The 22293-nt window shown below is 70.1% G+C and carries 20 protein-coding genes and 1 riboswitch; of the genes, 15 read left to right on the top strand and 5 right to left on the bottom strand.

Going from position 1 to position 22293, the window contains the following annotated elements; all coding sequences use genetic code 11:
* The first annotated feature begins 69 nt into the window (after nucleotides 1-69).
* The 4 genes from HP550_RS06865 to HP550_RS06850 all read left to right on the top strand — a co-directional run bounded on the left by HP550_RS06865 (nucleotide 70) and on the right by HP550_RS06850 (nucleotide 4954).
* Complete coding sequence (locus HP550_RS06865; RefSeq protein ID WP_175346836.1) at nucleotides 70-1533, top strand: hypothetical protein; 1464 nt, start codon at nucleotides 70-72, stop codon at nucleotides 1531-1533.
* On the top strand, nucleotides 1526-2737 hold the full coding sequence (locus HP550_RS06860; protein ID WP_175346835.1) for a lipopolysaccharide biosynthesis protein: 1212 nt from the start codon (nucleotides 1526-1528) through the stop codon (nucleotides 2735-2737). Before HP550_RS06865 ends, HP550_RS06860 begins: the two co-directional genes overlap by 8 nt.
* A complete protein-coding gene (locus HP550_RS06855) occupies nucleotides 2734-3765 on the top strand; it encodes a polysaccharide pyruvyl transferase family protein (RefSeq protein ID WP_175346834.1) in 1032 nt (343 codons plus the stop codon). The genes HP550_RS06860 and HP550_RS06855 overlap by 4 nt, the downstream gene beginning before the upstream one ends.
* A gap of 97 nt (nucleotides 3766-3862) precedes the next feature.
* Nucleotides 3863-4954, top strand: coding sequence for an NAD-dependent epimerase/dehydratase family protein (locus HP550_RS06850; protein ID WP_175346833.1), 1092 nt, complete (start codon nucleotides 3863-3865; stop codon nucleotides 4952-4954).
* Nucleotides 4955-5046: 92 nt separating this feature from the next.
* On the opposite strand, the gene HP550_RS06845 is transcribed toward HP550_RS06850, so the two are convergent.
* Together HP550_RS06845 and HP550_RS06840 are read right to left on the bottom strand one after the other, a co-directional pair.
* Entirely contained in the window at nucleotides 5047-6240 is a 1194-nt protein-coding gene (locus tag HP550_RS06845; RefSeq protein WP_175346832.1) for an acyltransferase family protein, read from the bottom strand.
* A 139-nt stretch (nucleotides 6241-6379) separates the two neighbouring features.
* Nucleotides 6380-6814 carry a VanZ family protein gene (locus HP550_RS06840; RefSeq protein WP_343048027.1) on the bottom strand — a complete coding sequence of 145 codons (435 nt, stop codon included), beginning with the start codon at nucleotides 6812-6814 and terminating at the stop codon, nucleotides 6380-6382.
* A gap of 99 nt (nucleotides 6815-6913) precedes the next feature.
* Here HP550_RS06840 and HP550_RS06835 point away from each other — a divergent pair, with 99 nt between their 5' ends.
* Together HP550_RS06835 and HP550_RS22185 are read left to right on the top strand one after the other, a co-directional pair.
* A complete protein-coding gene (locus HP550_RS06835) occupies nucleotides 6914-8239 on the top strand; it encodes a nucleotide sugar dehydrogenase (RefSeq protein ID WP_175346830.1) in 1326 nt (441 codons plus the stop codon).
* 35 nt (nucleotides 8240-8274) lie between these two features.
* Complete coding sequence (locus HP550_RS22185) at nucleotides 8275-8736, top strand: CAP domain-containing protein (protein ID WP_175346829.1); 462 nt, start codon at nucleotides 8275-8277, stop codon at nucleotides 8734-8736.
* Nucleotides 8737-8742: 6 nt separating this feature from the next.
* Here HP550_RS22185 and HP550_RS22985 read toward each other — a convergent pair whose 3' ends face one another.
* Nucleotides 8743-10752 carry an acyltransferase family protein gene (locus HP550_RS22985; protein WP_175346828.1) on the bottom strand — a complete coding sequence of 670 codons (2010 nt, stop codon included), beginning with the start codon at nucleotides 10750-10752 and terminating at the stop codon, nucleotides 8743-8745.
* A gap of 143 nt (nucleotides 10753-10895) precedes the next feature.
* Between HP550_RS22985 and HP550_RS06820 the strand changes: the two genes are divergently transcribed.
* The 4 genes from HP550_RS06820 to HP550_RS06805 all read left to right on the top strand — a co-directional run bounded on the left by HP550_RS06820 (nucleotide 10896) and on the right by HP550_RS06805 (nucleotide 15345).
* On the top strand, nucleotides 10896-11318 hold the full coding sequence (locus tag HP550_RS06820; protein ID WP_175346827.1) for a MarR family winged helix-turn-helix transcriptional regulator: 423 nt from the start codon (nucleotides 10896-10898) through the stop codon (nucleotides 11316-11318).
* Nucleotides 11315-12646 carry an MFS transporter gene (locus HP550_RS06815; RefSeq protein WP_175346826.1) on the top strand — a complete coding sequence of 444 codons (1332 nt, stop codon included), beginning with the start codon at nucleotides 11315-11317 and terminating at the stop codon, nucleotides 12644-12646. The genes HP550_RS06820 and HP550_RS06815 overlap by 4 nt, the downstream gene beginning before the upstream one ends.
* 58 nt (nucleotides 12647-12704) lie before the next feature.
* A complete protein-coding gene (locus HP550_RS22980; protein WP_175346825.1) occupies nucleotides 12705-14531 on the top strand; it encodes a DUF4012 domain-containing protein in 1827 nt (608 codons plus the stop codon).
* Between the two features lie 115 nt (nucleotides 14532-14646).
* Nucleotides 14647-15345, top strand: coding sequence for a peptidase (locus HP550_RS06805; protein ID WP_246280625.1), 699 nt, complete (start codon nucleotides 14647-14649; stop codon nucleotides 15343-15345).
* Nucleotides 15346-15419: 74 nt separating this feature from the next.
* On the opposite strand, the gene serC is transcribed toward HP550_RS06805, so the two are convergent.
* The gene (gene serC, locus HP550_RS06800) at nucleotides 15420-16553 is read right to left on the bottom strand and encodes a phosphoserine transaminase (RefSeq protein WP_343048026.1); all 1134 of its coding nucleotides are present in this window, start codon (nucleotides 16551-16553) and stop codon (nucleotides 15420-15422) included.
* A 141-nt stretch (nucleotides 16554-16694) separates the two neighbouring features.
* Here serC and HP550_RS06795 point away from each other — a divergent pair, with 141 nt between their 5' ends.
* The 4 genes from HP550_RS06795 (at nucleotide 16695) to HP550_RS06780 (ending at nucleotide 20458) form a co-directional block, all read left to right on the top strand.
* A complete protein-coding gene (locus HP550_RS06795; protein ID WP_175346823.1) occupies nucleotides 16695-17399 on the top strand; it encodes an iron-dependent transcriptional repressor DtxR in 705 nt (234 codons plus the stop codon).
* Between the two features lie 304 nt (nucleotides 17400-17703).
* Nucleotides 17704-17869: riboswitch (cyclic di-AMP (ydaO/yuaA leader) on the top strand.
* 2 nt (nucleotides 17870-17871) lie between these two features.
* The gene (locus HP550_RS06790) at nucleotides 17872-18642 is read left to right on the top strand and encodes a C40 family peptidase (RefSeq protein ID WP_343048024.1); all 771 of its coding nucleotides are present in this window, start codon (nucleotides 17872-17874) and stop codon (nucleotides 18640-18642) included.
* A 288-nt stretch (nucleotides 18643-18930) separates the two neighbouring features.
* Nucleotides 18931-19392: an HNH endonuclease gene (locus tag HP550_RS06785; RefSeq protein WP_246280647.1), complete on the top strand. Its 462-nt coding sequence runs from the start codon at nucleotides 18931-18933 to the stop codon at nucleotides 19390-19392.
* A gap of 127 nt (nucleotides 19393-19519) precedes the next feature.
* Nucleotides 19520-20458 (top strand): universal stress protein, encoded by a 939-nt coding sequence (locus HP550_RS06780; RefSeq protein WP_175346821.1) that lies wholly within the window; start codon nucleotides 19520-19522, stop codon nucleotides 20456-20458.
* On the opposite strand, the gene HP550_RS06775 is transcribed toward HP550_RS06780, so the two are convergent.
* Nucleotides 20459-20932 carry an Lrp/AsnC family transcriptional regulator gene (locus tag HP550_RS06775; RefSeq protein WP_315095687.1) on the bottom strand — a complete coding sequence of 158 codons (474 nt, stop codon included), beginning with the start codon at nucleotides 20930-20932 and terminating at the stop codon, nucleotides 20459-20461.
* 190 nt (nucleotides 20933-21122) lie between these two features.
* On the opposite strand from HP550_RS06775, the gene HP550_RS06770 reads away from it, so the two are divergent.
* A complete protein-coding gene (locus HP550_RS06770; RefSeq protein WP_175346820.1) occupies nucleotides 21123-22280 on the top strand; it encodes a CAP domain-containing protein in 1158 nt (385 codons plus the stop codon).
* Nucleotides 22281-22293 lie beyond the last annotated feature (13 nt).

Below are 22293 nucleotides of genomic sequence, written 5' to 3'. Positions count from 1 at the left end.
TTGACCACGCGGCAGCCGCGGGAGGGCTTCCGATCGAGTGGCCGGGGGGCGGCCGGCTGGTCCCGTCAGATGAAGATCGCAGCGGGCGTGGCGGCCTCGCTGGCCGCTATCTGGCTCTTGGGCGTCGGAGTCGTCGCGACGACCACGGCGCTATCCGGAACAGTGACTTCTCCTGGCGCTAACGCCATCCGCGGTGCCGCTCTGTGCATCGGTCTGTTGGGTATGTCGTGCGCCGGATACATCGCGTGGCCGAGCCGTTGGAACATCCCCGCCCACACGCAGCTCGCATTCGCGCTCATCGCTTACGTCCTGCCCATCGCTGGCCTGGGTCGGCTTGAGCAGATGTCGCCGGCAGTGCTCAACCTGTATGCGTCATTGGCTCTGGCGGGCTTCGCGCTCACGGTCGTCGGTGTGATCTGCGGCAGGATCTTCGCCAATGCAGTCAGTCGCTCGCGACACCGTTCGGGTTTCGCTAAGACCCGAAGGTTTCTCGCGTCCTGGCCCATCGATCAGGTGGGTGAAGCCGCCGCGTTGCGGCGGCTCCGGATCGTGGCGGGCGGATCGCTGCTCGCGCTGCTTGGGTGCTTCGCGGTCATGGGATTCGTTCCCGCACTCGCGGCGGACCCGTTCCAGGCAAAGTTCTTCCGCGGCATCTATGCCGCCGCGTACGCCCCCGTCGCGCCGATCTATCGAACCGCGACAACTGCGATCGCGCTCCTGCTCCCGGTGATCATGATGGTCGCCATCAAGCGCAGGATGATCCGGGACTGGGTCGTGCTGATCGGGTGCGTCGGCGTCATGCTGCTGTCTCTTCAGCGGGCTCCCGCGGTGACCGGCATCGTGATGTGTCTAGGGGTACTCCTCGCGATCAGGCGAATCTCGATGGTCGTCTACATCGCCATTCTCGTAGGCGTCAACGCCCTGGGCAGCGCCGTCTACTTCGTGCTGGGCGCTCTGGGTCTCTCCTCGTACTCGTTCGTATCGGCGGGAGGAGGGAGCCTCGCGCAGCAGGTCGCGGCCGGCGCCCCCGACGTCGCGGACCAGGCAACTTTCCTACGTGCATGGCTCGCGAACCCTGAGTACACGTTCGGCAAGACGTTCTTCGGGGGGCTCGTTCCGGGAAACTTCGAGTGGAACCCTTCCGTCTGGTCACTGTCGGTCGTCAATCCCGGCCAGAACGTCTCCGCGATCGTTTCCGGTGGTCTGCGCCTCCCCGCTCCGATATGGGGCTATGTCTCGTTCGACTGGGCGGGTGTGATCGCGGTCTGCCTGCTCAGCGGATTCTTCGTCGGACTGATCGCGGCAGTGGCGAGTCAGGTGATACCACTGCAGACGCCGATCGGCACGGCTTGGGCCCTGGTGGTCTATCTCTGCCTCGAGGACCTCCTCGTGTACTTCTACCGGCTCAGCTACTTGTCGGTCCTGCAACTGGTTGTTCTGGTTCTCATTGTCGGTGGTGTCTCCAAACTGCGGATCGAACGGACCCGGGAGCGACAACGCGGCTTTGAGAACTGGGGCCTGCACGGTGGCTAAGGAGCAGGCGCGCGCAGCCAGACTCGTAGCACTTGCCCTGCCGACTGCGGCAACCGTCTCCCTCAGGTTGAGCCAGTTTCTCGTCCTGGTGGTGCTGGGCCAGATTCCTTCGTCTCCGGTGCGGAATGTGCTGGTCGCAGCCGTCGGGACGCTTTCAGCGTTTACGATCGTGACCGAGTCCGGTGCCGCAAACTACATACTCTCCCGCCGACAGGGGCATCTTGGGAGGGGGGACTACCGCACTGCACTAGCCTTCCAGGCTCTCCTGGGACTGCTGGGTGCGGCCGCAGCAGTCACCCTGTCGCTCACGCGATCGGGTGGGATAGTTCCTGTGCACTACTGGCTCGTGCTCGTCGCCGTCGCTGTCAGCCAGGTTCTCGACAGCCTGCTCCGCGCCGCCAGGGCACCTCTGCTGCTCGGTTCACGCGACGCTGCATATGCTCTCCCTGAGTTCCTCCTTGCAGTCGGCAAGATCTCCACTATCGGTGTGGCTTTCGCGACCGCCCAGCTTGGGACGCTCTTCGCGCTTCCCGTGATCTCGCTGGTGATCGCGTCATGGACCATTCGATCGGTCCGACGCGACTTGCTCCCGGAGCGTGCCCGTGTCGGCCACGTGGCGCGCGAGATCATCCCCTTCGGGCTCACAGGATCGGTGAGTTCGATGTACTCGCAACTTCCAGTGATCGTGTCTGCCGCGGTACTTCCCGTGTCGGTGACAGCGATGCTGACCGTGGCGTGCCGGGTGATCCAACCGCTGGAGATACTTCCAGGCACCGCGAGCCTCCAGCTGCTCCCTCGCGTTCGGAGACTGAAGCGTCGACTGTCGCAGTGGTGGCTTGCCTTTTTGTTGACCGGGGCGTTGTTGGCGACAGGCGCACTGATCGCCGCCCCGTACATTGAAAAGCTGTTCGGCCTCAGCTCTTGGAACAGTCTTGTGTATCTTCTTGTCGCAATCGCGCTTGTCCCGAAGGCGGGGAACTACTTCCTTGCCGCGGGCGCGATGGGCTATGGCGGTATTCGGTGGCGTCTGCTGGCAACCTGCACAGTCGCGGGATTCTCCATCGCGTCATGTCTACTTCTGGTAGGCCGATTCGGCGCAGAAGGACTCGCGACGACGATGGTGGTCAGCGAGATCCTGCTCGCGGTCGGCCTCGGTATCGTACTTATCAAGCTCAAGCGAAATTCAGAAGGAACCGATTCATGAAGCTGGTGGTTCTGTCCGCTGATCGGACTCTCGCGTCGGGGTACGCAGCAAACCTCGGTGACTCGTTCTTGACGGATGCCTTGGTCCAGGCGCTCTCGGAGGAGGGTGCCACGGTCGAGGCCGTGGACTTCGGGGGTCGTCGACGAGAGGGCTACGGTGCCCGCCGATCGGTCTCGGGATTCTCCGGGCTTGCCCGGACCATCGGCTCAGCCGACGCCGTCGTGATCGGCGGCGGAACGCTGTTGCAGGACGACGTGGGTGGTCGCGTCGGCGGACTCCCGAGGCTGATGGCCGTCACTTCGCTCTTGGGTTGGCTTCTCCGGACCCCTGTCGTGTTCTTCGGTGTCGGGTGCGACCCCGTCCACCGCCGCGTCCCGCGGAGCCTCTTGCGCGCCGCGTTGTGGCGACGCCGTGTGTGGGCTCGCGATGAGCAGTCGATGCAGCGGTGCTCGGGACTCGGCGTAGCCGCAGCCTCGCTGTCGCTCGGATCTGACGTGAGCTTGTTGCTGGCGGACGAGATCGCGGCAATGAGGGGCGGCGATGGACCGAATCATGGCGTCGTCGCTCTGGCGAAGGCCGACAGCGAGGGGCTTACGCACCCCGCGGTGCTCGAGGCCGTGGCGCGCTGGGGCTCGCTCGTCTTCGTCCAGATGTTCCAGGATGAGTCCGTCGGGGACGCGTCGACGCTCTCCCGCCCTGCGCGGAACGGGTTTGCCCGTGTCACGGACGGTCTCTCCTGGCGTGAGGCCGCAGCTGTGGTCGCCGGTGCGGACGTCGTGATCGCGTCTCGCATGCACGCGCTGTACTTGGCACTCATGGCGGGCACGCCCGCGATCCCGGTCGGCGACCTCGCCAAGGTTCGTTCTTTTGCCCGTGAGTTCGGGCTCTCAGAGCCGATGGAGGCAGCGGATGCCATGAAGAGTGATCCGCGGGTCGGTGACAGCGCAGCCTTGGACGTTGCCGTTGCCCGGGCTTGCACCGCCCTGCGCGAGCTGATGGATGTGTTGCGCTCGAGCGTCCGATCGTGAAGCCGATCGTCGGTCGGCGCCGGACGCACCAATCGATGGGGTGCGGGCAGCACCAACTGTTCAGCATGTTGTCGACGTCTTGGGGAGATCAGTGATCATGGCTACACCTATCGAGTCGGGAAGACGGCGGGGCACTGTTCTCGTCAGTGGGGGCGCCGGCTTCATCGGAACTGCCATCGCTCCGGCTCTGGCGAACGAGTTTGGACGCGTGATCGCGGTGGACAACCTCCACCCCCAGGTCCACCCCACGGCTCAGCGTCCGACCAGTCTGGACGCACGAGTAGAGCTGCACGTCGGAGACGTGACGGATCCATCCGTCTGGGATGCGGTGCTCTCCGAAGTGCGTCCCGACGTAGTCGTACACCTTGCGGCAGAGACGGGCACGAGTCAGTCCCTGGCCGAGGCGTCCAGGCACGCGCAGGTCAACGTGGTCGGCACCACTCAGATGCTCGACGGCCTGCTGAGGCACGACGCCTTGCCCGCGCGAGTCGTCCTTTCCAGCAGCAGGGCCGTGTACGGCGAGGGGGCGTGGACGCGCCCCGACGGTTCGCTCTTCTATCCGGGACAGCGCACCAGCGCGATTCTCGCGGCGGCGCAGTGGGACTTTCCTGGCGCCGAACCGGTCGCCATGGCCGCCGAGCGGGTGTCGCCGGCGCCCGTCAGTGTCTACGGCGCAACCAAGCTGGCCCAGGAGCACGTGCTGACGTCGTGGGCGCAGTCTGTCGGCGTCGAGCCGGTGGTACTGCGCCTGCAGAATGTCTATGGACCAGGTCAGTCGCTGATCAACCCCTACACGGGCATCATGTCGTTGTTCTGCCGCGTCGCGAAGGCCGGTCGGTCGATACCGCTGTATGAAGACGGGGCTGTGCGACGGGACTTCGTTCTCATTGACGACGTCGCTCGGGCTGTTGTTGCTGGGGTGCTGACAGAGTCGCCGGGGTCGGTTCCGATCGACATCGGATCGGGCGAGGACCAGACGATCGCACGCGCCGCTGCTCTCATCGCGGACTACTACGGCGCTCCTGAGCCCCACGTGACGGGTCAGTTCCGGCAGGGCGATGTCAGACACGCGTGGGCGGACGTCTCGCACGCGGCCGATGTTCTCGCGTGGGAGCCGGAGTTCGGGCTTGAAGCGGGCGTGGCGCGGCTCGCGGCGTGGATCGACTCCCAGCCCGGCGTGGGCCTCTGAGTTCTGCGGCCGACCCGGGGCGGCTTGCCGAAATGAAGGCGGCGACGGTTCGCGGCTCCACGAGGCGACGTCGGGACGAGTGGGACGGGTTCCTAGTTCGTGCGCGGCGAGTTGGCCCGAGGCGATCCTGCGTCCCCGAGCGAACGCTCTGGCGGTGCGTCTTCCTGCACCGGCGGACCGGACCGGGACCGGCTCGTGAGACGCGACCCGATCGAGGCGAATGCACTGTAGACCCAGTCAAACCCCAGGTACCACGCCGACCTCGGTCGCCGTTCGACGACGCGATGAATGACCCATGCGACCGCGACGACCGCGGCAATGATGCCTATGTAAGCGGCCGCACGGCTCGCCGGCCGGGCAAAGTGCGTGAGTGCGATGTAGCCGATGTGCGCGTGGATCAGGTACAGCGGGTACGTCAGGGCTCCCAGTGCGACAGCAGCCGGCAGTCGGACGTCGCGGACGGCGGGAATGGCGAGGAGCAGCAAGGAACCGAAGATCAGCAGCATCGACGCAGCGACGAATGCCTGGTTGAACGACGTTTCGAGCTCCCGGGCAAGGTCCTGAATGTGCCGCGTCGCTGTCACGGCAGATGCCACGTACGCCGCGACCAGACCCACTGTCCGCCAGGCGGTCCAGCCGTCGCGCTGGACCTCAGCAATGATCGCGCCGGCGGCGAATAGTGCGAAATAGCCACCAAGAAGTGGCGTCGAGTCGGGGACGTGGAGCACGAGGACACCCGCAGCGTTCGCAAGGGCCCAAAGCGGTAAGAGCCGGGCGAAGAGGTCCAAGCGGCGCGCAAGGAGAAACGAGAACACGACGAGGTAGAAGAAGATCTCGAGCTGGAGCGTCCAATAGACGCCGTCAACCGGTGCAGCGCCGAACACTCTGGGCACCATGGTGAGGTTGGCCAGGACCTGCACCGGCGACACCGTCAGGTGGGACCTCGCCCCCCAAAATATGGTGACGACGGTTGTCAGAGCGACCGCCGCCCAGAACGCCGGATACAGGCGTACCGCACGGCCGACCGCAAATTCGCGAGCGGACTTTCCATGTGCGGACTGGAAGATGATGAAGCCGCTTATGAGGAAGAACCAGTTCACACCGAGATGTCCGTACTTCGCGACGTCCGCGAACCGTGTCGGCTCCTGGAGAGACGCGATCTTCCCGTTCAGAATCCCGTTGAAGAAGTAGTGGAAGGCCAGTACCGACAGTGCCGCCGCGAGCCGCATGTAGTCGAGTGCATGAAGTCGGCCGGGTGCGCTGGCCTTGGTGCCGAGCTCCGTCACGAGCGTTCTCCGTCAGTTTGCCGGGCGGATCGGAACATGCCGCGTCGGAAGAGTCTGGTGCAGCAGCAACTATCGCATCGACCGGCGCTTCGGTTCATCGATGGGGCGATAACAACCGATATGGCCGGACTTTGCGCCGCTAGCCAGGCGAGGAGAGCGTGGGAATGTCGTCGCGATCCGGGCGTTGGCGTGCCGTGTGCCAACGGGCGGCACCGGCGCGAATCCCTACACCTAGCCAGGTTCCGAGCGTGTTGGCGACGATGTCACGCGGATCGGAGACTCGCGTCGGCAGGAGGAGCTGGGCACACTCGATGCCGAGGGACGTCACAGCGCCGATCGCGATGACGAGCAGGGCTGGACGTGTTGGCAAGAGGCCCCTGACGAACACCCCGAACGGCACGAACATCACTACGTTGGCCGCGAACTCGACACCGTCGTAGCTAACCCCCACTCCGTGGGCGTTCAACCAGGTGACCGTGGCCCGCACGATACCGAGGGTCTCGTCGGGCGCCGGCGCGGGTCCGAGGGTGATGGCGGCGACGGCGAGGAGGTACGCGATGAACAGCGCGAACACCGCCCGCCGCCCCCGAGGTATCACCCGCATCGGGCCAGGTTATGTGACGATTCGGACGATATAGTCGGCGCTTCCCGATACCACTTGGAGTGATATCTCGTGCGTCTCTCAGTCATCGGTTGCGGGTACCTCGGAGCCGTTCACGCCGCCAGCATGGCGCAGCTCGGGCACGAGGTCATCGGCATCGACGTCGATCTTAAGAAGGTCGACGCCCTACGCGCGGGCCGTGCTCCGTTCTACGAGCCCGGGCTGCCGGAGCTCCTGACCGAGGTTGGCGCGACCGGTCGGCTGACATTCAGCACCGACATCGCCGATGCTGCTGGTGCGGACGTCCACTTCATCTGCGTGGGTACGCCGCAGGTGCACGGGGAGTTCCGCGCCGACCTGACCTTCGTGAACGCGGCGGTGGAGGCGTTGGTGCCGCACCTTCGCCCTGGCGATGTCGTCGCGGGGAAGTCGACCGTACCCGTGGGGACCGCGGAGGCGATCGCGGAGGCGATCTCGGCGACCGGTGCCGTGCTCGTGTGGAACCCCGAGTTCCTTCGGGAGGGGTTCGCGGTCGAGGACACGCTGCACCCGGACCGCCTCGTCTACGGCCTGCCGACCGACGACGACGGTGAGCCCACGGCCGAGGGGAGCAAGGCTCGGTCGGTGCTCGACGAGGTCTACGCCACCCCGCTCTCGGAGGACACCCCGCTGGTCGTCACCGACTACGCGACGGCGCAGCTGGTGAAGGTCGCAGCGAACTCGTTCCTGGCCACCAAGATCTCGTTCATCAACGCCATGGCCGAGCTCTGCGAGTCGACAGGTGCGGACGTCACGCGGCTCGCGGACGCGATCGGGTACGACGCGCGCATCGGTCGTCGCTTCCTGAATGCGGGGCTCGGTTTCGGCGGTGGGTGCCTGCCCAAGGACATCCGCGCGTTCATGGCCCGCGCGGGCGAGCTGGGCGTCAGCGACGCGCTCTCGTTCCTGCGCGAGGTCGACTCCATCAACATGCGTCGCCGGGTCCGGATGGTCGACCTGGCGCGCGAGGTGTGCCACGGGTCGATCGTCGGCAAGCGGATCGCGGTGCTCGGCGCTGCGTTCAAGCCCGACTCCGACGACGTGCGGGACTCGCCGGCCCTCTCGGTCGCCGCGCAGATGCAGCTCCAGGGCGCCCACGTCACCGTGACCGACCCGCAAGCGGTCGCCAACGCGCGGGCCAAGTGGCCGGACCTGCACTTCGCCGACACCGCCCTGGAGGCCGCGAAGGACGCCGATGTCGTGCTGCTCGCCACCGAGTGGACCGAGTACTGCGAGATCGAACCTGACGCGCTCGCGGCGGTCGTGGCGCACCGCCGGATCCTCGACGGCCGCAACGTGCTGAAGCCCGCTCACTGGCGGGCCGCCGGCTGGACCTACCGAGCGCTGGGGCGTCCCTGATCGCGCAGCGCCGGAGCCACCTGGGCTGGTGGCTGGTGGGTCTCGGTGTGATCCTCGCCGGGGTCGCGATCTACCTCGTCGCGCGGCCGTCCTCGACCGGGCTTCAGCCGTGGTCGGCCGACGGTGCAGACCCGGCGGCGTACGCGGCCGAGCTGGTGGCGGAGACGAACGCGGTCAGGGCGGACGAAGGTCTGGCGCTGCTGGACGTCTCAGACTGCGCAACGGACGAGGCGGCCGAGCGCGCCACGGCGCTCGACGGCGATCTGCCGCTCGAGCACGCGTCGCTCACGCCGGTGCTCGAGGCGTGCGCGCCGGCGACGACGGCCGCCGAGAACCTGGTGCGAGCCGCCGCGACGCCGCACGACGTGGTCGACGCCTGGCTCGACTCCGCGGGGCATCGCGCCAACCTGCTCGATCCGGACGTCCAGGAGGTCGGCATCGGCTGCCTGCTCGACGGCGACGAGATGCTCTGCTCGCAGGTGTTTCTCGGCGCATAGCCGCCGCTACTCGAACAGGAACGCCCCCAGCTCGTCGGCCAGGTCCAGGCTGGCGACGGTGGTCAGGTGGTGCTCGTCGCGGTAGAGCAGGATGTTCCCCTCGATCGCGCCGCACGTCTCGGCGTCGCACAGGTAGTCGACGGCGGGGAAGTAGAGGGCGCCGTGCTCGGCGGCCACGGCGGCCTCGTCGGCCAGGCGTTCGGGTTCGATCACGTGGTCGCGGTCGTCGGCGCAGGCGGCGGCGTCGGCCAGGTGCAAGGACAGGCAGGTGGGGATGGACCCGTCGAAGTTGGGTGTGGTGCCGATGATCGCGGCGGTGCTCGTGGCGGGGAGGGCGTCGAGGGTGGCGGCCAGGCCGTCGCGCCACTCGGCCTCGGCGGTCGCGGGGTCCCGCCAGTACTGGCGGCCGGAGGTGCTGAGCAGGACCAGCTCGGGCGGGTTCTCGGCCAGGTGGGCGAGCACCAGTTGGCGGAACTGCGCGCACTGCGCGTCGTAGTCGGAGGTCTGCACCACGTCTGCCGACGGGCACCCGGACTTGGCGTACAGGTCCACGCGGAAGCCTTGCTCGGTGCCGAGGGCGTCGAGGGCTGGCAGCCACTGGGTGGCGTGGGAGTCGCCGAACAGGGCGACCACGCGGTCGGAGGTGAGGTCGCCGTAGGGGCAGTCGCGCAGCGCGGACGCGGCGTACTCGAGCTGGCAGCTGTCGGCGTACGCGGCGGGGATGTCGGCGTCGACCCCGCGCAGGGACGGGGTCAGGTTGGCGGGGACGTCGTCGGCGAACGCGGGCGGGGCGGTCAGGCCGGTGCTGGCGGCGTCGCGAGAGGTGGCCAGCGGCTTGCTGGCGGACCACTGGCCCATGCCCACGGCGAGCACGACGAGGGCCACGGAGCCGGCCAGCCCGGCGAGCAGGGTGGTGCGGGCGGGGCGGCGGGTGAGGGCGCCCAGGTGGCGCATGGGGTCCTCGACGTACCGGTAGGTCAGCGCGGCCAGGGGTACCGACGCCGCGGCGAGGGCCAGGCTCGCCCACAGGGGGACCTTGTTGGCCAGGCGGGACTCGACGATGACCAGCAGCGGCCAGTGCCACAGGTAGGTGGAGTAGGACAGCCGGCCCAGGTACTGGAACGGGCGGGACCGCAGCACGGTGCCGGGCAGCGCGCCGGTACCCTGGGCGCCGCCCAGGATGGCCAGCGCGGTGCCGAGCACGGGGACGGCGGCGGCGAGGCCGGGGAAGGCGGTGCTCTCGTCGTAGAGCACGGCCGAGGCGAGCACCAGCAGCAGGCCGACGCCGACGACGACGGGGGAGCCGGTGAACCGTCGGCCGACCACCTGGGGCAGCAGCAGGGCGACCAGGCCGCCGACGCCGAGCTCCCAGGCGCGGGTGGGCAGGGAGAAGAACGCCCAGGTGGGCGCGATCGTCATGACCACCAGGTTGAGCGCGAACGAGCCGGCCACCACCACGGCCAGCGCCGCGACCAGCCGGCTGCGGGACCGCTTGACCAGCAGGGTGACCACGAGCAGCAGCAGGGGCCACAGCAGGTAGAACTGCTCCTCGACCCCGAGCGACCAGTAGTGCTGCATGGGGGAGGGGGCGGTCTCGGCCAGGTAGTCGGTGCCCTGCCGGGCGAACCACATGTTCGGCACGTACAGCGCGGTGGCGATCGCGTCCTTGACCACCTCGGGCATCCGCAGCGGGGGCATGACCAGGGCCGCGGCCACGGTCGAGACGGCCAGCACGACGAAGGACGCGGGCAGGATGCGGCGCATGCGGCGGGCGTAGAACTGCGCGAACCCGATCCGGCCGGTGCGGGTCAGCTCGGCGGCCAGGTGGTTGGTGATCAGGAACCCGGAGATGACGAAGAAGACGTCGACGCCGACGTACCCGCCGCCCAGCCCTGGCACGCGTGCGTGGTAGAGCACGACGAGGGCCACGGCGATCGCCCGCAGGCCCTCGATGTCCGGTCGGAACGGAGCCCGACGGACCGTCTCGGTGGCCGCGGGCGCGCTCGCGACGTCCACGCGTGCTCGTTGCACCCGACCTCCCCGTTGTCGGTGCCCACGCTAAGGCGCGAGTCGCGGTGGGTGATATGTCCCGATGTGGAGTTCACCCGCGCGGCGGGAGCGAGTGTCGTTACGCAAGGTAATGAGTTAGAGTAAGGATCATGCACTCAGCCTCCGCCCTCGCCGGTGAGCTCCGGATCGCCGTCGGCCGGGCGTCCCGGCGCATCCGGGCCGAGCGCGGCGAGGCCGGCCTGACCGACCCGCAGTTCACCGTGCTCGCGTGGCTGACCAAGGACGGCCCCCTGACGCCGGGGCAGCTGGCCGAGCGTGAGCGCATCCAGCCTCCGTCGATGACCCGCACGGTCAACGGCCTGGTGGAGCTGGGCCTGGTCGCCAAGTCGGAGCACCCGACGGACGGCCGGCAGGTCGTCGTCACCCTCACGGGCGCGGGCGTCGCCGAGGTCAACGAGACCCGCCGACGCCGCGACGCGTGGCTGGCGGAGCGCCTCAGCAAGATGACCAAGGACGAGCGCGCGCTGCTCGCCGACGCCGCCGAGCTGCTGCGGAGGATCGCCGCGTCATGAGTCCCACGTTCTCCTCGCTGAAGTTCCGGAACTACCGGCTGTGGTTCGCCGGGGCGCTGGTGGCGAACGTCGGCACCTGGATGCAGCGCGTCGCCCAGGACTGGCTGGTCCTCACGCAGCTCACCGACGAGTCCGGTGTGGCGGTCGGCATCACCACCGCGCTCCAGTTCGCGCCCGTGCTCCTGCTCTCCCCGTACGCGGGCCTGCTGGCGGACCGGGTGGACCGCCGCAAGCTGCTCATGGCGACGCAGGTGGGCCAGGGGGTGCTCGCCGCCGGACTGGGCGTCCTGGTGCTCAGCGGGCACGCGCAGCTGTGGCACGTGTACCTGTTCGCCCTGATGCTCGGGTGCGTCACCGCCATCGACGGCCCCGTGCGGCAGACGTTCGTCGCGGAGCTCGTGCCGGCGTCGAAGCTGGCCAACGCGGTGGGCCTGAACAGCGCGTCGTTCAACGCCGCACGGTTGATCGGTCCGGGCGTCGCCGGCCTGCTCATCGCGGCCGTCGGCACCGGCTGGGTGTTCCTCATCAACGCGGTGACGTTCTTCGCGACGATCCTCGCGCTCACCCGCATGCGCACGTCCGAGCTGAGCCCGATGCCGACCGCGGTGCGCGCCAAGGGGCAGCTGCGCGAGGGCATCGCCTACGTGCGCGGCCGCAGCGACATCCTGGTGATCATGGTGGTCGTCGGCGTCGTGTCCACGTTCGGCCTGAACTTCCAGCTGACCAGCGCCATGATGGCGCGCACCGAGTTCGGCCGCGGCGCGCAGGAGTACGGGATCCTCGGGTCCGTGCTGGCCATCGGGTCGCTGACCGGGGCGCTGCTGGCCGCCCGGCGGGAACGGCCGCGGGTCCGGCTGGTCATCGGCGCCGCCTTCGGGTTCGGCATCGCCACCGGCGTCATGGCCCTGATGCCCACGTACCTGTCGTTCGTGATCGCGTGCATCCCCGTCGGGCTGGCGTCGCTGACCATGATGACGGCCGCCAACGCGACCATCCAGCTGAGCACCGACCCCGCTGTACGCGGGCGCGTCATGGCCCTGTACATGATGGTGTTCCTGGGCGCGACGCCCATCGGGTCGCCCATCGTCGGCTGGATCGGTGAGACGTACGGACCGCGCTGGGCCATCGGCATCGGCTCGATCTCCGCGCTGCTCGTCGCCACCGGCGCCGCGCTGTGGGCATGGAAGAAGTGGGACGTCACCGTCCGCTACCACGTGCGCACCCGGCCCCACCTCGAGGTGCTCTACCCGACCCTGCCCGCCCGCCGCGCGGAGACCGCCGCCCGGCTCGGAGCCCAGGAGGCCGCGGACCGCCAGACGGCTGCATGAGGGTGAATAGCGCCCCCAAGCGTGTCGGGTGCTATGTCCCACATGTGACGATCGTCCGGTGAGCGCAACCGTGGACGGCCCGATCGCGCCGCAGACGCGCCCCGAGGACGAGCCGGACCCGGAGCCTGACCCCGGTCGTCCGCGCAGTCGCCGCCGCCGCATCGCGGGTCGCGTCGTCACGGCCGTCTTCGTCGTCCTGGCCGTGCTGGTGGTCGCCGCCTGCTGGCTGACCTACCGCGGCCTCCAGGCGTCCGAGGCGCTCTTCTCGGCCAAGTCCGTGTTCACCGACCTCAAGACCCAGCTCGACGAGGGCAGCACCGGCCAGATCGAGGCGAAGCTCCCGCAGGTGCAGGAGGACCTCGCCACGGCACGCCGGGCCACCAGCGACCCGGTGTGGCGGGTCGCGGAGGTCGTGCCCGGGCTCGGCCCCAACCTCGCCGCGCTGCGCGTGGTCTCGGCCTCGCTGGAGGACGTCACCCGCGACTCCCTGCCGGCGGTCGTGCGGCTCAACGACGTCCTCGAGGCGCCGAACGTGCGGGGTGCCGACGGACGCGTGGACCTGGCGCCCTTCGTCGCGGCTGGGCCGGAGGTCATCGCCGCGGCCGAGAGTGCGCGGACGGCGCAGGCCGCGGTGGCTGACATCGACGTCGACCGGCTGGTCGGTCCGCTGGCCGGCCCGGTCGGCCAGCTCAAGCACGGGCTGGACCAGGTGACCGGAGCGCTGGAGGCGGGCGCGCAGGTGGCGACGCTGCTGCCGCCGATGCTCGGCGCTGACGGCCCCCGCACCTACCTCCTGGTCTCCCTGAACTCCGCCGAGCTGCGCAGCGCGGGCGGCATCGTCGGCGCCTTCGCGGTGCTGCACGCCGAGGACGGCGCGGTGACGCTCACCGACCAGCGCTCCACCATCGACCTCCAGGGCATCGACGAGTCGATCCTGCCGCTGTCCCCCGAGGAGCTGGTGGTCGACACCGACCGGCTGGGCCGGTGGGTGCAGGACGCCGTGATCACCCCCGACTTCCCGCGGAGCGCGCAGCTGCTCTCCGCCCGCTGGGAGCGGGACATGGGCCAGCGCGTGGACGGGGTCATCGCCGCCGACCCGGTGGGCGCCCGGTACGTGCTCAAGGCCACCGGCCCGGTGATCGAGCCGGGCGGGACCAAGATCGACGCCGCGGACGTGCTCGAGGTCCTGCTGCGCGACTCCTACCGCACGATCCCGGACCCCAGGGACGCGGACGCGTTCTACGCGGGCGTGGCGGCCTCGATCTTCATGGCCGTCGGCTCCGGGCAGGGCGACCCGCAGGGGCTGGTCAGCGCGCTGGCGCGGGCAGGCACCGAGGGCCGCATCCGGATCTGGTCGGCGCATCCCGAGGAGCAGGAGACGCTGGCGGAGACGACGGTTGGTGCGGCGTTCCTCACCGGCGACTTCCCCGATGCGGTCGGTGTGTTCCTCAACGACGGCTCGGCCGGCAAGCTCGACTACTACCTGACCACCACGCTGACGGTCGAGGACCTCCAGTGCAGCGGCGACGAGCCGACGGCGACCGTCCGCCTCGATCTGGACTATCAGCCGCCCGCGGACGTCGCCTCCCTGCCGGAGTACGTGACCGGCACGGCGCAGACCGGGCTGCCGGTCGGGGTGCTGTCGACCAACGTCACGGTCTACGCGCCCGTCGGTGCGCCCCTGCAGGCCCTCGGCCTGGACGACGGCTACGTCTCCGGCACCACCGCCACCGTGGCCGGCCGCGACGTCCAGGTGGTCACCTCGACCCTTGTCCCGGGCGCCACGGAGACCTACCGCGTCACGGTCCCGGTGCGCGACGGGGTGGTGTCGGCCTGGACCACCCCCACGCTGACCAGCCCGGGCTTCGTCTCCGCCGCCTGCTGAACGGGTGAATCGGACAGATCGGACGAAATCACCCGTCTGAGCAGGCCAGGATCGGCCTCCGCCGAGCAACAATGTGTACGAAATGTCCGAATCCCAGACGGGGGCGAATCCCATCATGGCCACTTTCATCCGCGGCGCGTTCGTCGCGCTCTTCGCGGTCCTCATCGGCCTTGGTGGCGCGCTGCCCTCCAATGCCGTTGACGACCCGTCGCCCAAGCCCACCATCGAGGAGCCGGTGTACGGCTGCATCGACCCGGTGGACGAGTACGGCGTCGAGCGCCAGTGCCAGCTCAAGATCAACATCGTCACGCCGGTGTGCGACAACGACGTCCCGAAGCTTCGTTACAAGGTCACTCCCACCGGCACGCCGAGCACCAAGGTCACCATCACGTGGGACAACCCGAGCGGCGCTGACGTCGTGTACCCCGACCTCCCGCTCGAGGGCACGGTCAACTGGCCGGGCGCGGTCGAGGGTCCTGACGGCAAGGGGATCGACTGGCCGGGCTGGACGGAGCTGCCCGACGGCTCGTGGGTCGAGGGTGACGCGTACGACTGGGTCCGCCCGAACGTGAAGGTTCTCTTCCAGGTGAACCCCGAGGCCACCGTGACCGTGAGCTACCCGCCGTCCAGCCCGGTGTGCATCACCGACCCGCCGGACGACGAGGTGCTCGCGGACAACCCGAAGACGGTCGTTCTGTCCGCCACGGGTACTGACGCCGGCCCGCTCGTCCTCGCGGGTGCCGGACTCGTCGTCGTCGGTGCTCTGGTCGTCGCAGGGGTGGCGATCGCCCGCCGCCGCCGTCCGACCTACTGAGCAGCCGTTCCGGCGACAGGCGCCCGTCCCCCGTGCTGACCACGGGGGGCGGGCGTCCGTCATGTCCGGGGCGGTCAGAGCAGCTGGTCCACCACGTGGTCGACGCAGGCCGTGAGGGCCAGCACGTCGTCCGGGTCGACCGCGGGGTACATCGCGACGCGCAGCTGGTTGCGGCCCAGCTTGCGGTAGGGCTCGACGTCGACGACCCCGTGGTCACGCAGCACGCGCGCGACCGTCGGCGCCTCGATCTCGGCGTCCAGGTCGATGGTGCCGACGACGTTCGAGCGCAGCTCCGGGTCGGTGACGAACGGGGTCGCCCAGTCGCGCGAGTCGGCCCAGCCGTACAGGTGGCCGGCCGACGTCGCGGTGCGCTGGGCGGCCCACGCCAGGCCACCGTTCCCGAGGATCCAGTCGAGCTGCTCGGCCAGGAGCACGAGGGTCGCGATGGCCGGGGTGTTGAGGGTCTGGTCCAACCTCGAGTTGGTCACGGCCGCGGTGAGCGACAGGGACTCGGGGACCCAGCGGCCGCTCGACTCGATCCGGGCGGCCCGCTCGATGGCCGCGGGGGAGGCGACGGCGAGCCAGAGCCCCCCGTCGGAGGCGAACGACTTCTGCGGCGCGAAGTAGTAGACGTCGGTCTGGGCGACGTCGACCGCGAGGCCGCCCGCGCCCGACGTGCCGTCGACGACCACGAGCGCGCCCTGCGCGTGCGACCCGGTGACCCGGCGCACCGGGGCGGCGACGCCGGTCGACGTCTCGTTGTGCGGCCAGGCGTAGGTGTCGACGCCGTCCGCGAAGGCCGGGACCGCCACGCCACCGGGCGCCGCGCTGGTGACCAGCGGCTCCCCGACGAACGGGGCACGCGCCGCGGCTGCCGCGAACTTGGCGCCGAACTCGCCGAACGCGCCGAGGGCCGCACGGTCCTCGATCAGGCAGAGCGTGGCCAGGTCCCAGAACAGGGTGGAGCCGCCGTTGCCCAGCACGACCTCGTAGCCCTCGGGCAGGTCGAACAGTGCGGCGAGCCCGGCGCGTACGCGTCCGACGAGCGCCCGGACGGGGGCCTGCCGGTGGGAGGTGCCCAGCAGCTCCGCGGCGGGCCCGGCCAGCGCGTCCACCTGGGCTCGTCGGACCTTGGAGGGGCCGGAGCCGAAGCGGCCGTCCGCGGGCAGCAGGTGCGCGGGGATGGTGATCTCGTGAGCGTCGGGCACGTCGCCGAGGATAGGCGCTCGTGGACCCGGACCCCGACTGTCTGCCCGACCAACTAAGATGTGCACAGCGCGGCCGACCAGCCCACGGTGCCTTTCCCCGTGGGGGCCGCGCCACGATGCCGCGACGCAGGAGGCCATGCAGTGAGCGACCTGATCGACACGACGGAGATGTACCTCAAGACGGTCTACGAGCTCACCGAGGAAGGCATCACCCCGCTGCGCGCCCGCATCGCGGAGCGCCTGGGCCACTCCGGTCCCACCGTCTCGCAGACCGTGGCCCGCATGGAACGCGACGGGCTCGTCGTCGTCACGGGGGACCGCCACCTCGAGCTGACGGAGCTGGGCATGAGCAAGGCGGTCCGCGTCATGCGCAAGCACCGGCTGGCAGAGCGGCTGCTCACGGACGTCATCGGCCTGGAGTGGCCGTACGTGCACGAGGAGGCCTGCCGCTGGGAGCACGTGATGAGCGAGCGGGTGGAGAAGCGACTGGCCTCGCTGCTCGACCACCCGCACTTCGACCCGTACGGCAACCCGATCCCGGGCCTCGGGGAGATCGGCGAGGAGACCACGCGGGTGGCCTTCCTCGACGGCGTCACGTCGCTGGTGGCCTACCGCGGCGACGTGGGTGCCGACGGCGTCGAGCGGGCGGTCGTGGCGCGCATCGCGGAGCCGCTCCAGGTGGACGTCGAACTGCTCTCGCGGCTGTCGGAGGCCGGCGTGCTGCCGCACCAGGAGATCGTCATCGAGCGGTCCCTCGGCGTCGTGACCGTGTCCACGCCCGGCTCATCGAGCCTCCTGGACCTGCCGGACGAGGTCGCCCGGCACATCTTCGTCGGCGCTCTCTGAGCCGTCCGAGAGCCGCTCGCAAGGCCCGTCTGGGAGGCCCCTGGACGCCCCCTGGGGACGGCACCGTGATCTTTCACCGAACCCTCAGGGGCGCCTCGTGTGCGCGCTCCCACGCCTCTGATCGGCGTCTTTGCAGGTCACCCGGGGGATTGGACCACGCGTCCAGGACGCCCGTCCGACAAGAGCAGAGATTCCCGTGATCGGAACGTGACAATCGCTGCGGACGTCCTGTACGTTCGACCTGCTTCTCCAGAACCCTCCTCCGGAGAAGCCCTCGAGCGGAACGCCTAACCCTGCCGCCGCCACGAGGTCCGCACTGACCGCCGGCAGGGGCGGGGGACCCAATTGCGGGCACCGGAAGTTCGGTGTCCTTGGGGTGAAGCCGGAGATCCGATCTTGATCGGGGACACGGCCGGGTGTTCTCCCACCCGAACCCGACAGCTGACCTCGTAGGCATCAGGAGAGGCAACGCGTGACCGTGAGCACCACTCGCGCCCGCCATCGTGCGGCGCGCCGTCCATCGACGCCCTTGACCGAGTTTGCTGCAGCCGCCTCGGACCAGATGGGCACCGTCGGACGCCGTACCGCCGTCGTCGCCGCATCGTCGGGCCTCGTCGTCTCGATGCTCGGCTCGCCGGCCAGCGCCGCTGCCGGCGGTGAAGCAGGCGCACTCCCCGCGGTCGACACCGCAGCGCTGACGGCCTCGGCCCGCGCCGTGCTGAACACCGCCCCCGTCGTGACCGCTCCGGTCGATGCCGCCTGGACGTTCGACGTCCCGGTCGTCACCGCCGAGACGCCGCCGCCCCCGCCGCCCGTCAAGGTGAAGGCCGCCGCCTCGCGCAGCACCACGCGCGCCGCCGCAGCCACCACCACGGCCGCCGTCGCCAGCGCCCCGGCCCCGTCGTCGGTCTCCGGCAACGCGGTGCTCGAGATCGCGGCCCGCTACGTCGGCACCCCGTACCTGTCCGGTGGGACCACGCCGGAGGGCTTCGACTGCTCCGGCTTCACCAGCTACGTCTTCGCGCAGCTGGGCATCTCGCTCCCGCGCACCTCGACGGGGCAGAAGGCCGCGGGCACCATCGTCTCGCGTGCGGACGCCCTGCCCGGTGACCTCATCTGGAGCCCCGGTCACATCTCGATCTACGCCGGTGGCAACGAGCAGATCGACTCGCCCCGCCCGGGCAAGACGGTCCAGTTCCGCAGCATCTGGCAGAGCTCGCCCGTCTTCATCCGGATCGGCTGACCCCAGCCGCCCCCTCACGACGAGGCCCCGACGACATCGACGTCGTCGGGGCCTCGTCGTTTTCCTGCCGACCTCCGGCCCGACCGGCGCGTACTCTGACCATGCACCACGCTGTTGCTTCGCTTCGCCGGGCCGGCAGCCAGCCGGTTCGACCCCCGAGGTCGGGAGAACGCCGTGCTCATGAATGCGTCGAAGCTGTCCACCGAGGCCGTCGGTGGGGCAGCCACTGAGGTCGGCTCACCAGGGCTGATCGCGTCCGGAGCACGCACCCTGCTGCTCAACGCCAGCATGGAACCCTTGTGCATCGTGAGCCTGCGGCGTGCCGTCGTGCTCGTGATGACCGGCAAGGCGACCGTGCTCGAGACCGACGGTCGCCTGCTGCACTCCGAGCATGTGTCCGTCCCCCTACCGGTCGTCCTGTGCCTGACGCGCTACGTGCACGTCCCCGTCCGCCGCCCCGTGCCCCCCACCCGTCGCACGGTGCTCCAGCGCGACAACCACCGCTGCGCCTACTGCGGCGGGGGAGCGGACACCGTCGACCACGTGAACCCGCGCTCGCGCGGCGGTCGGCACGAGTGGACCAACGTCGTGGCGGCCTGTGTGCGGTGCAACCACCGCAAGGCCGACCGGCTGCTGCACGAGATCGGCTGGGAGCTCGCGTTCGTGCCGCGGGCGCCGCGATGGTCGGTGGCGTTCGGCACCACCTCGGTCCGGTCCGAGCCGCTGTGGTCGCAGTACGTCGTCGCCTGACCCTCGTCTTCGTCAAGAATCCACCAACGTATGGCATCATTCCGGCTACTGCCGGGTGCATCCGTGCACCGCGGGAGGACACTGGGACGAGCGCACGGTGGGCTCGGCACAAGCACGGAGGCTCCGGATGACGCGTGACGATGTGGTCCTCGTCGGGGTGGACGGGTCGGCTGCGAGCCTGCACGCGCTCGACTGGGCCGCCGCACAGGCCAAGACCCACGGCTGGGGCATCCGGCTCATCTGCAGCTACTCCCTCCCGTCGTTCACGGCGGCCTCGCTCGACGGCGGCTATGCCGCGCTCGACGACACGGCAATCCAGGAGGGCGCCAAGGCGGTGCTCGCGGAAGCCACGCAGCGGGTGGCGTCGATGGGCGTCCCGGTGACCGCCAAGGTCCTCACGGGCGACGCCGCGGGCGTGCTGGTCGACCTCTCGCACCAGGTCCGGCTCGCCGTCGTCGGCACGCGCGGGCGCGGCGGGTTCGCGGACCGGCTGCTCGGCACCGTCTCGTCGGCCCTGCCGGCGCACGCGTACTGCCCGACGGTCGTCGTCCCGCTGCGGGAGGCGGGCAAGACGCTGCCCGACGACGCCCCCATCCCGGCCCCTCGACCCGTCAAGCGCATCGTCGTGGGCGTCGACGGCTCGCCCCAGGCCGAGCACGCGCTGCGGTACGCCATCGGGGAGGCCGAGGCGTGGGGTGCCGAGCTGACCGCCGTCGCGGGCGTGCCCGTGGGGTCGATGACGGGTGTGCTGGCATGGCTGCCGGCCACGGTGGACCACGAGCAGGTGCTGCGGGACGTCACCGAGGGCCTGCACGTGGTGGTCGACCGCGCACTGGCCGACCACCCCGGCGTGACGGTCCGGCGGATCGCGCTGGACGGCACCGGCGCAGAGCTGCTCACCGAGTTCTCGGTGGCCACGGACCTGATCGTCGTCGGCTCCCGCGGGCGCGGCGGGTTCGCGGGGCTGCTGCTGGGTTCCACCAGCCAGGCCGTGCTGCACCACTCCGACTGCCCCGTCATGGTGGTCACCAACCGGTGCGCCACCGCGGAGGCCATCGCCGGCTGACTAGCCCTCGGGCGCCGGCGGCACGTCCGGTCGGCGCACCAGCGCCGAGAGCACCACGGTCGAGCGCGTGCGCGCCACGAACGGCTCCGCGGCGAGCCTCTCCACCACCCGCTCCAGGTGCCGCATGTCCCGCGCGCGCACCTGGACCATCAGGTCGACGTCCCCCGTCACGGTGCTCGCAGCGACCACCTCGGGGTAGTGCTCGACGGCCGAGCGCATGGTCGCCGGGCTGGTGGAGCCCTGGCAGAACAGCTCGACGAAGGCCTCGGTCTGCCAGCCCATGGCCGCCGGGTCCAGTCGGACCGTGAACCCGCGGATCACCCCCCGCTCGCGCAGCCGGTCCACCCGTCGCTTCACGGCCGGCGCGGACAGGGACACGTGCTCTCCCACCTGCGCGAACGTCGCCCGGGCGTCGAGTGCGAGCACCCGCAGGATCGCGGTGTCGAGCGCGTCCAGGCCGGAGTCGTCGGTCACGTTCACATCATCGCCGTTCCCGGTCCGATTGGTGAAACCCCCGGAAAAATGGCACTCTGCGACACGTACTAGTCCAAACGGGTGATTTACCAAAAGGGGCATCTGGCCTCAAGGCGGACGCTCCGCGTGCCGAGATGAGTGGAAGCCCCACTCGCGGAACACCTGCAAAGGAACGCCCGAAGGAGAAGACGTGGCCAAGGACACGAAGAAGCTGCTCGACGTCGTGCCGAGCCAGCGACCGTCGGTCATCAGTGCACCCGTCCCGGTGGTCGACGTCCCTACCCAGGTCGATGTCCCTACCCAGGTCGATGTTCCCCACCAGAGGACCGCGCCGTCCCCGCTCGTCGAGGAGACCGCCGCGCGCATCGTCGCGGTCAGACGATCCGTGTGGGTCGGCCTCGCCGCCGGTGTCGCGCTCGCCGTGGCCGCCGGCGGTGGCGTGTACGCCGCCGACCAGAAGGCACAGGCCACCCAGGCCCGGGCACTCGAGGCCGGCCTCCGGGTGGACCAGTCCGTGCAGGCCGCGGCCCGTGACGCCGTCGTGGCGCGCCAGACCGACGCGGTCGTCGCCCAGACCGCGTACGTGACCAGCCGCGCCGCCGCGACGACCGGCGCCCAGGCGACCGTCGACCACGCGAACGCCACGCTCGCCGCCGTGCCGAACGCGGGCGACGCCCCGCGCGCCGCCCTCGTGAGCGCCACCGGCGCGGTGGGCACCGCGATCGCCGCTCCCCATGTCAGCCTCACGTCCCTGCGTTCGCTGGTCGCCGGGGTCGCCGCACCCGAGAAGGCCGCCGTCGACGCGCAGGCCGCGTGGCAGGCCGCCGAGAACGCCCGCATCGCCGCCGAGCAGGCCGCCGCGGCCGCCGCTGCGCAGGCGGCTGCCGCAGCCCGGTCCGCCAAGGCGCCCACCCGGTCGGCGGCCCGTGCCACGGCTCCCCGGGTCGCCGCCGGCGCGGCTCCCGTGGCACCGTCGGCGAGCATCCCCAGCGGCGGCAAGGTGTGCAGCGGCTCCGGGGGCTCCGGCGCCGGTGAGTCCAGCGTGTCGGCCATCGGCTCGGCGATCAACGCCTACCGCGCGTCCCTCGGGCTCTCGCAGCTGTCGGTCTCCCGCAGCGGCAGCCTGGTCAGCCACTCGATCACCATGGCCAACGCAGGCGGCATCTGGCACTCCGGTGGCGACAACATCGTGGCCTGCGTGAGCAACGGCTCCGCGTCCTCGATGGTCTCCGCCTGGTCGCGGTCCTCCGGTCACGACGCCCAGATGCGCCGCACCGACGTGTCGAGCATGTCGGTCGGCGGCGCGGGCCTGAACGGCTGGCTCTTCGGCGCGGTCCGCTTCAGCTGACCCTCACCACAAC

The sequence above is a fragment of the Cellulomonas humilata genome, from assembly GCF_013359775.1.
Classification (GTDB): Bacteria; Actinomycetota; Actinomycetes; order Actinomycetales; family Cellulomonadaceae; genus Cellulomonas; species Cellulomonas humilata.
Note: the sequence above shows the minus strand (reverse complement) of the source record. Positions and strands in the feature narration are given on the sequence as shown.

Excerpts from the sequence above, each read along its gene's own strand:
- HP550_RS06820 (WP_175346827.1), top strand. The coding sequence starts at position 10,896 with ATGCACTCAGCCTCCGCCCTCGCCGGTGAGCTCCGGATCGCCGTCGGC.
- HP550_RS06780 (WP_175346821.1), top strand. The coding sequence starts at position 19,520 with ATGACGCGTGACGATGTGGTCCTCGTCGGGGTGGACGGGTCGGCTGCG.
- HP550_RS06785 (WP_246280647.1), top strand. The coding sequence starts at position 18,931 with ATGGAACCCTTGTGCATCGTGAGCCTGCGGCGTGCCGTCGTGCTCGTG.
- HP550_RS06815 (WP_175346826.1), top strand. The coding sequence starts at position 11,315 with ATGAGTCCCACGTTCTCCTCGCTGAAGTTCCGGAACTACCGGCTGTGG.
- HP550_RS06865 (WP_175346836.1), top strand. The coding sequence starts at position 70 with ATGAAGATCGCAGCGGGCGTGGCGGCCTCGCTGGCCGCTATCTGGCTC.
- HP550_RS06855 (WP_175346834.1), top strand. The coding sequence starts at position 2,734 with ATGAAGCTGGTGGTTCTGTCCGCTGATCGGACTCTCGCGTCGGGGTAC.
- HP550_RS06805 (WP_246280625.1), top strand. The coding sequence starts at position 14,647 with ATGGCCACTTTCATCCGCGGCGCGTTCGTCGCGCTCTTCGCGGTCCTC.
- HP550_RS06850 (WP_175346833.1), top strand. The coding sequence starts at position 3,863 with ATGGCTACACCTATCGAGTCGGGAAGACGGCGGGGCACTGTTCTCGTC.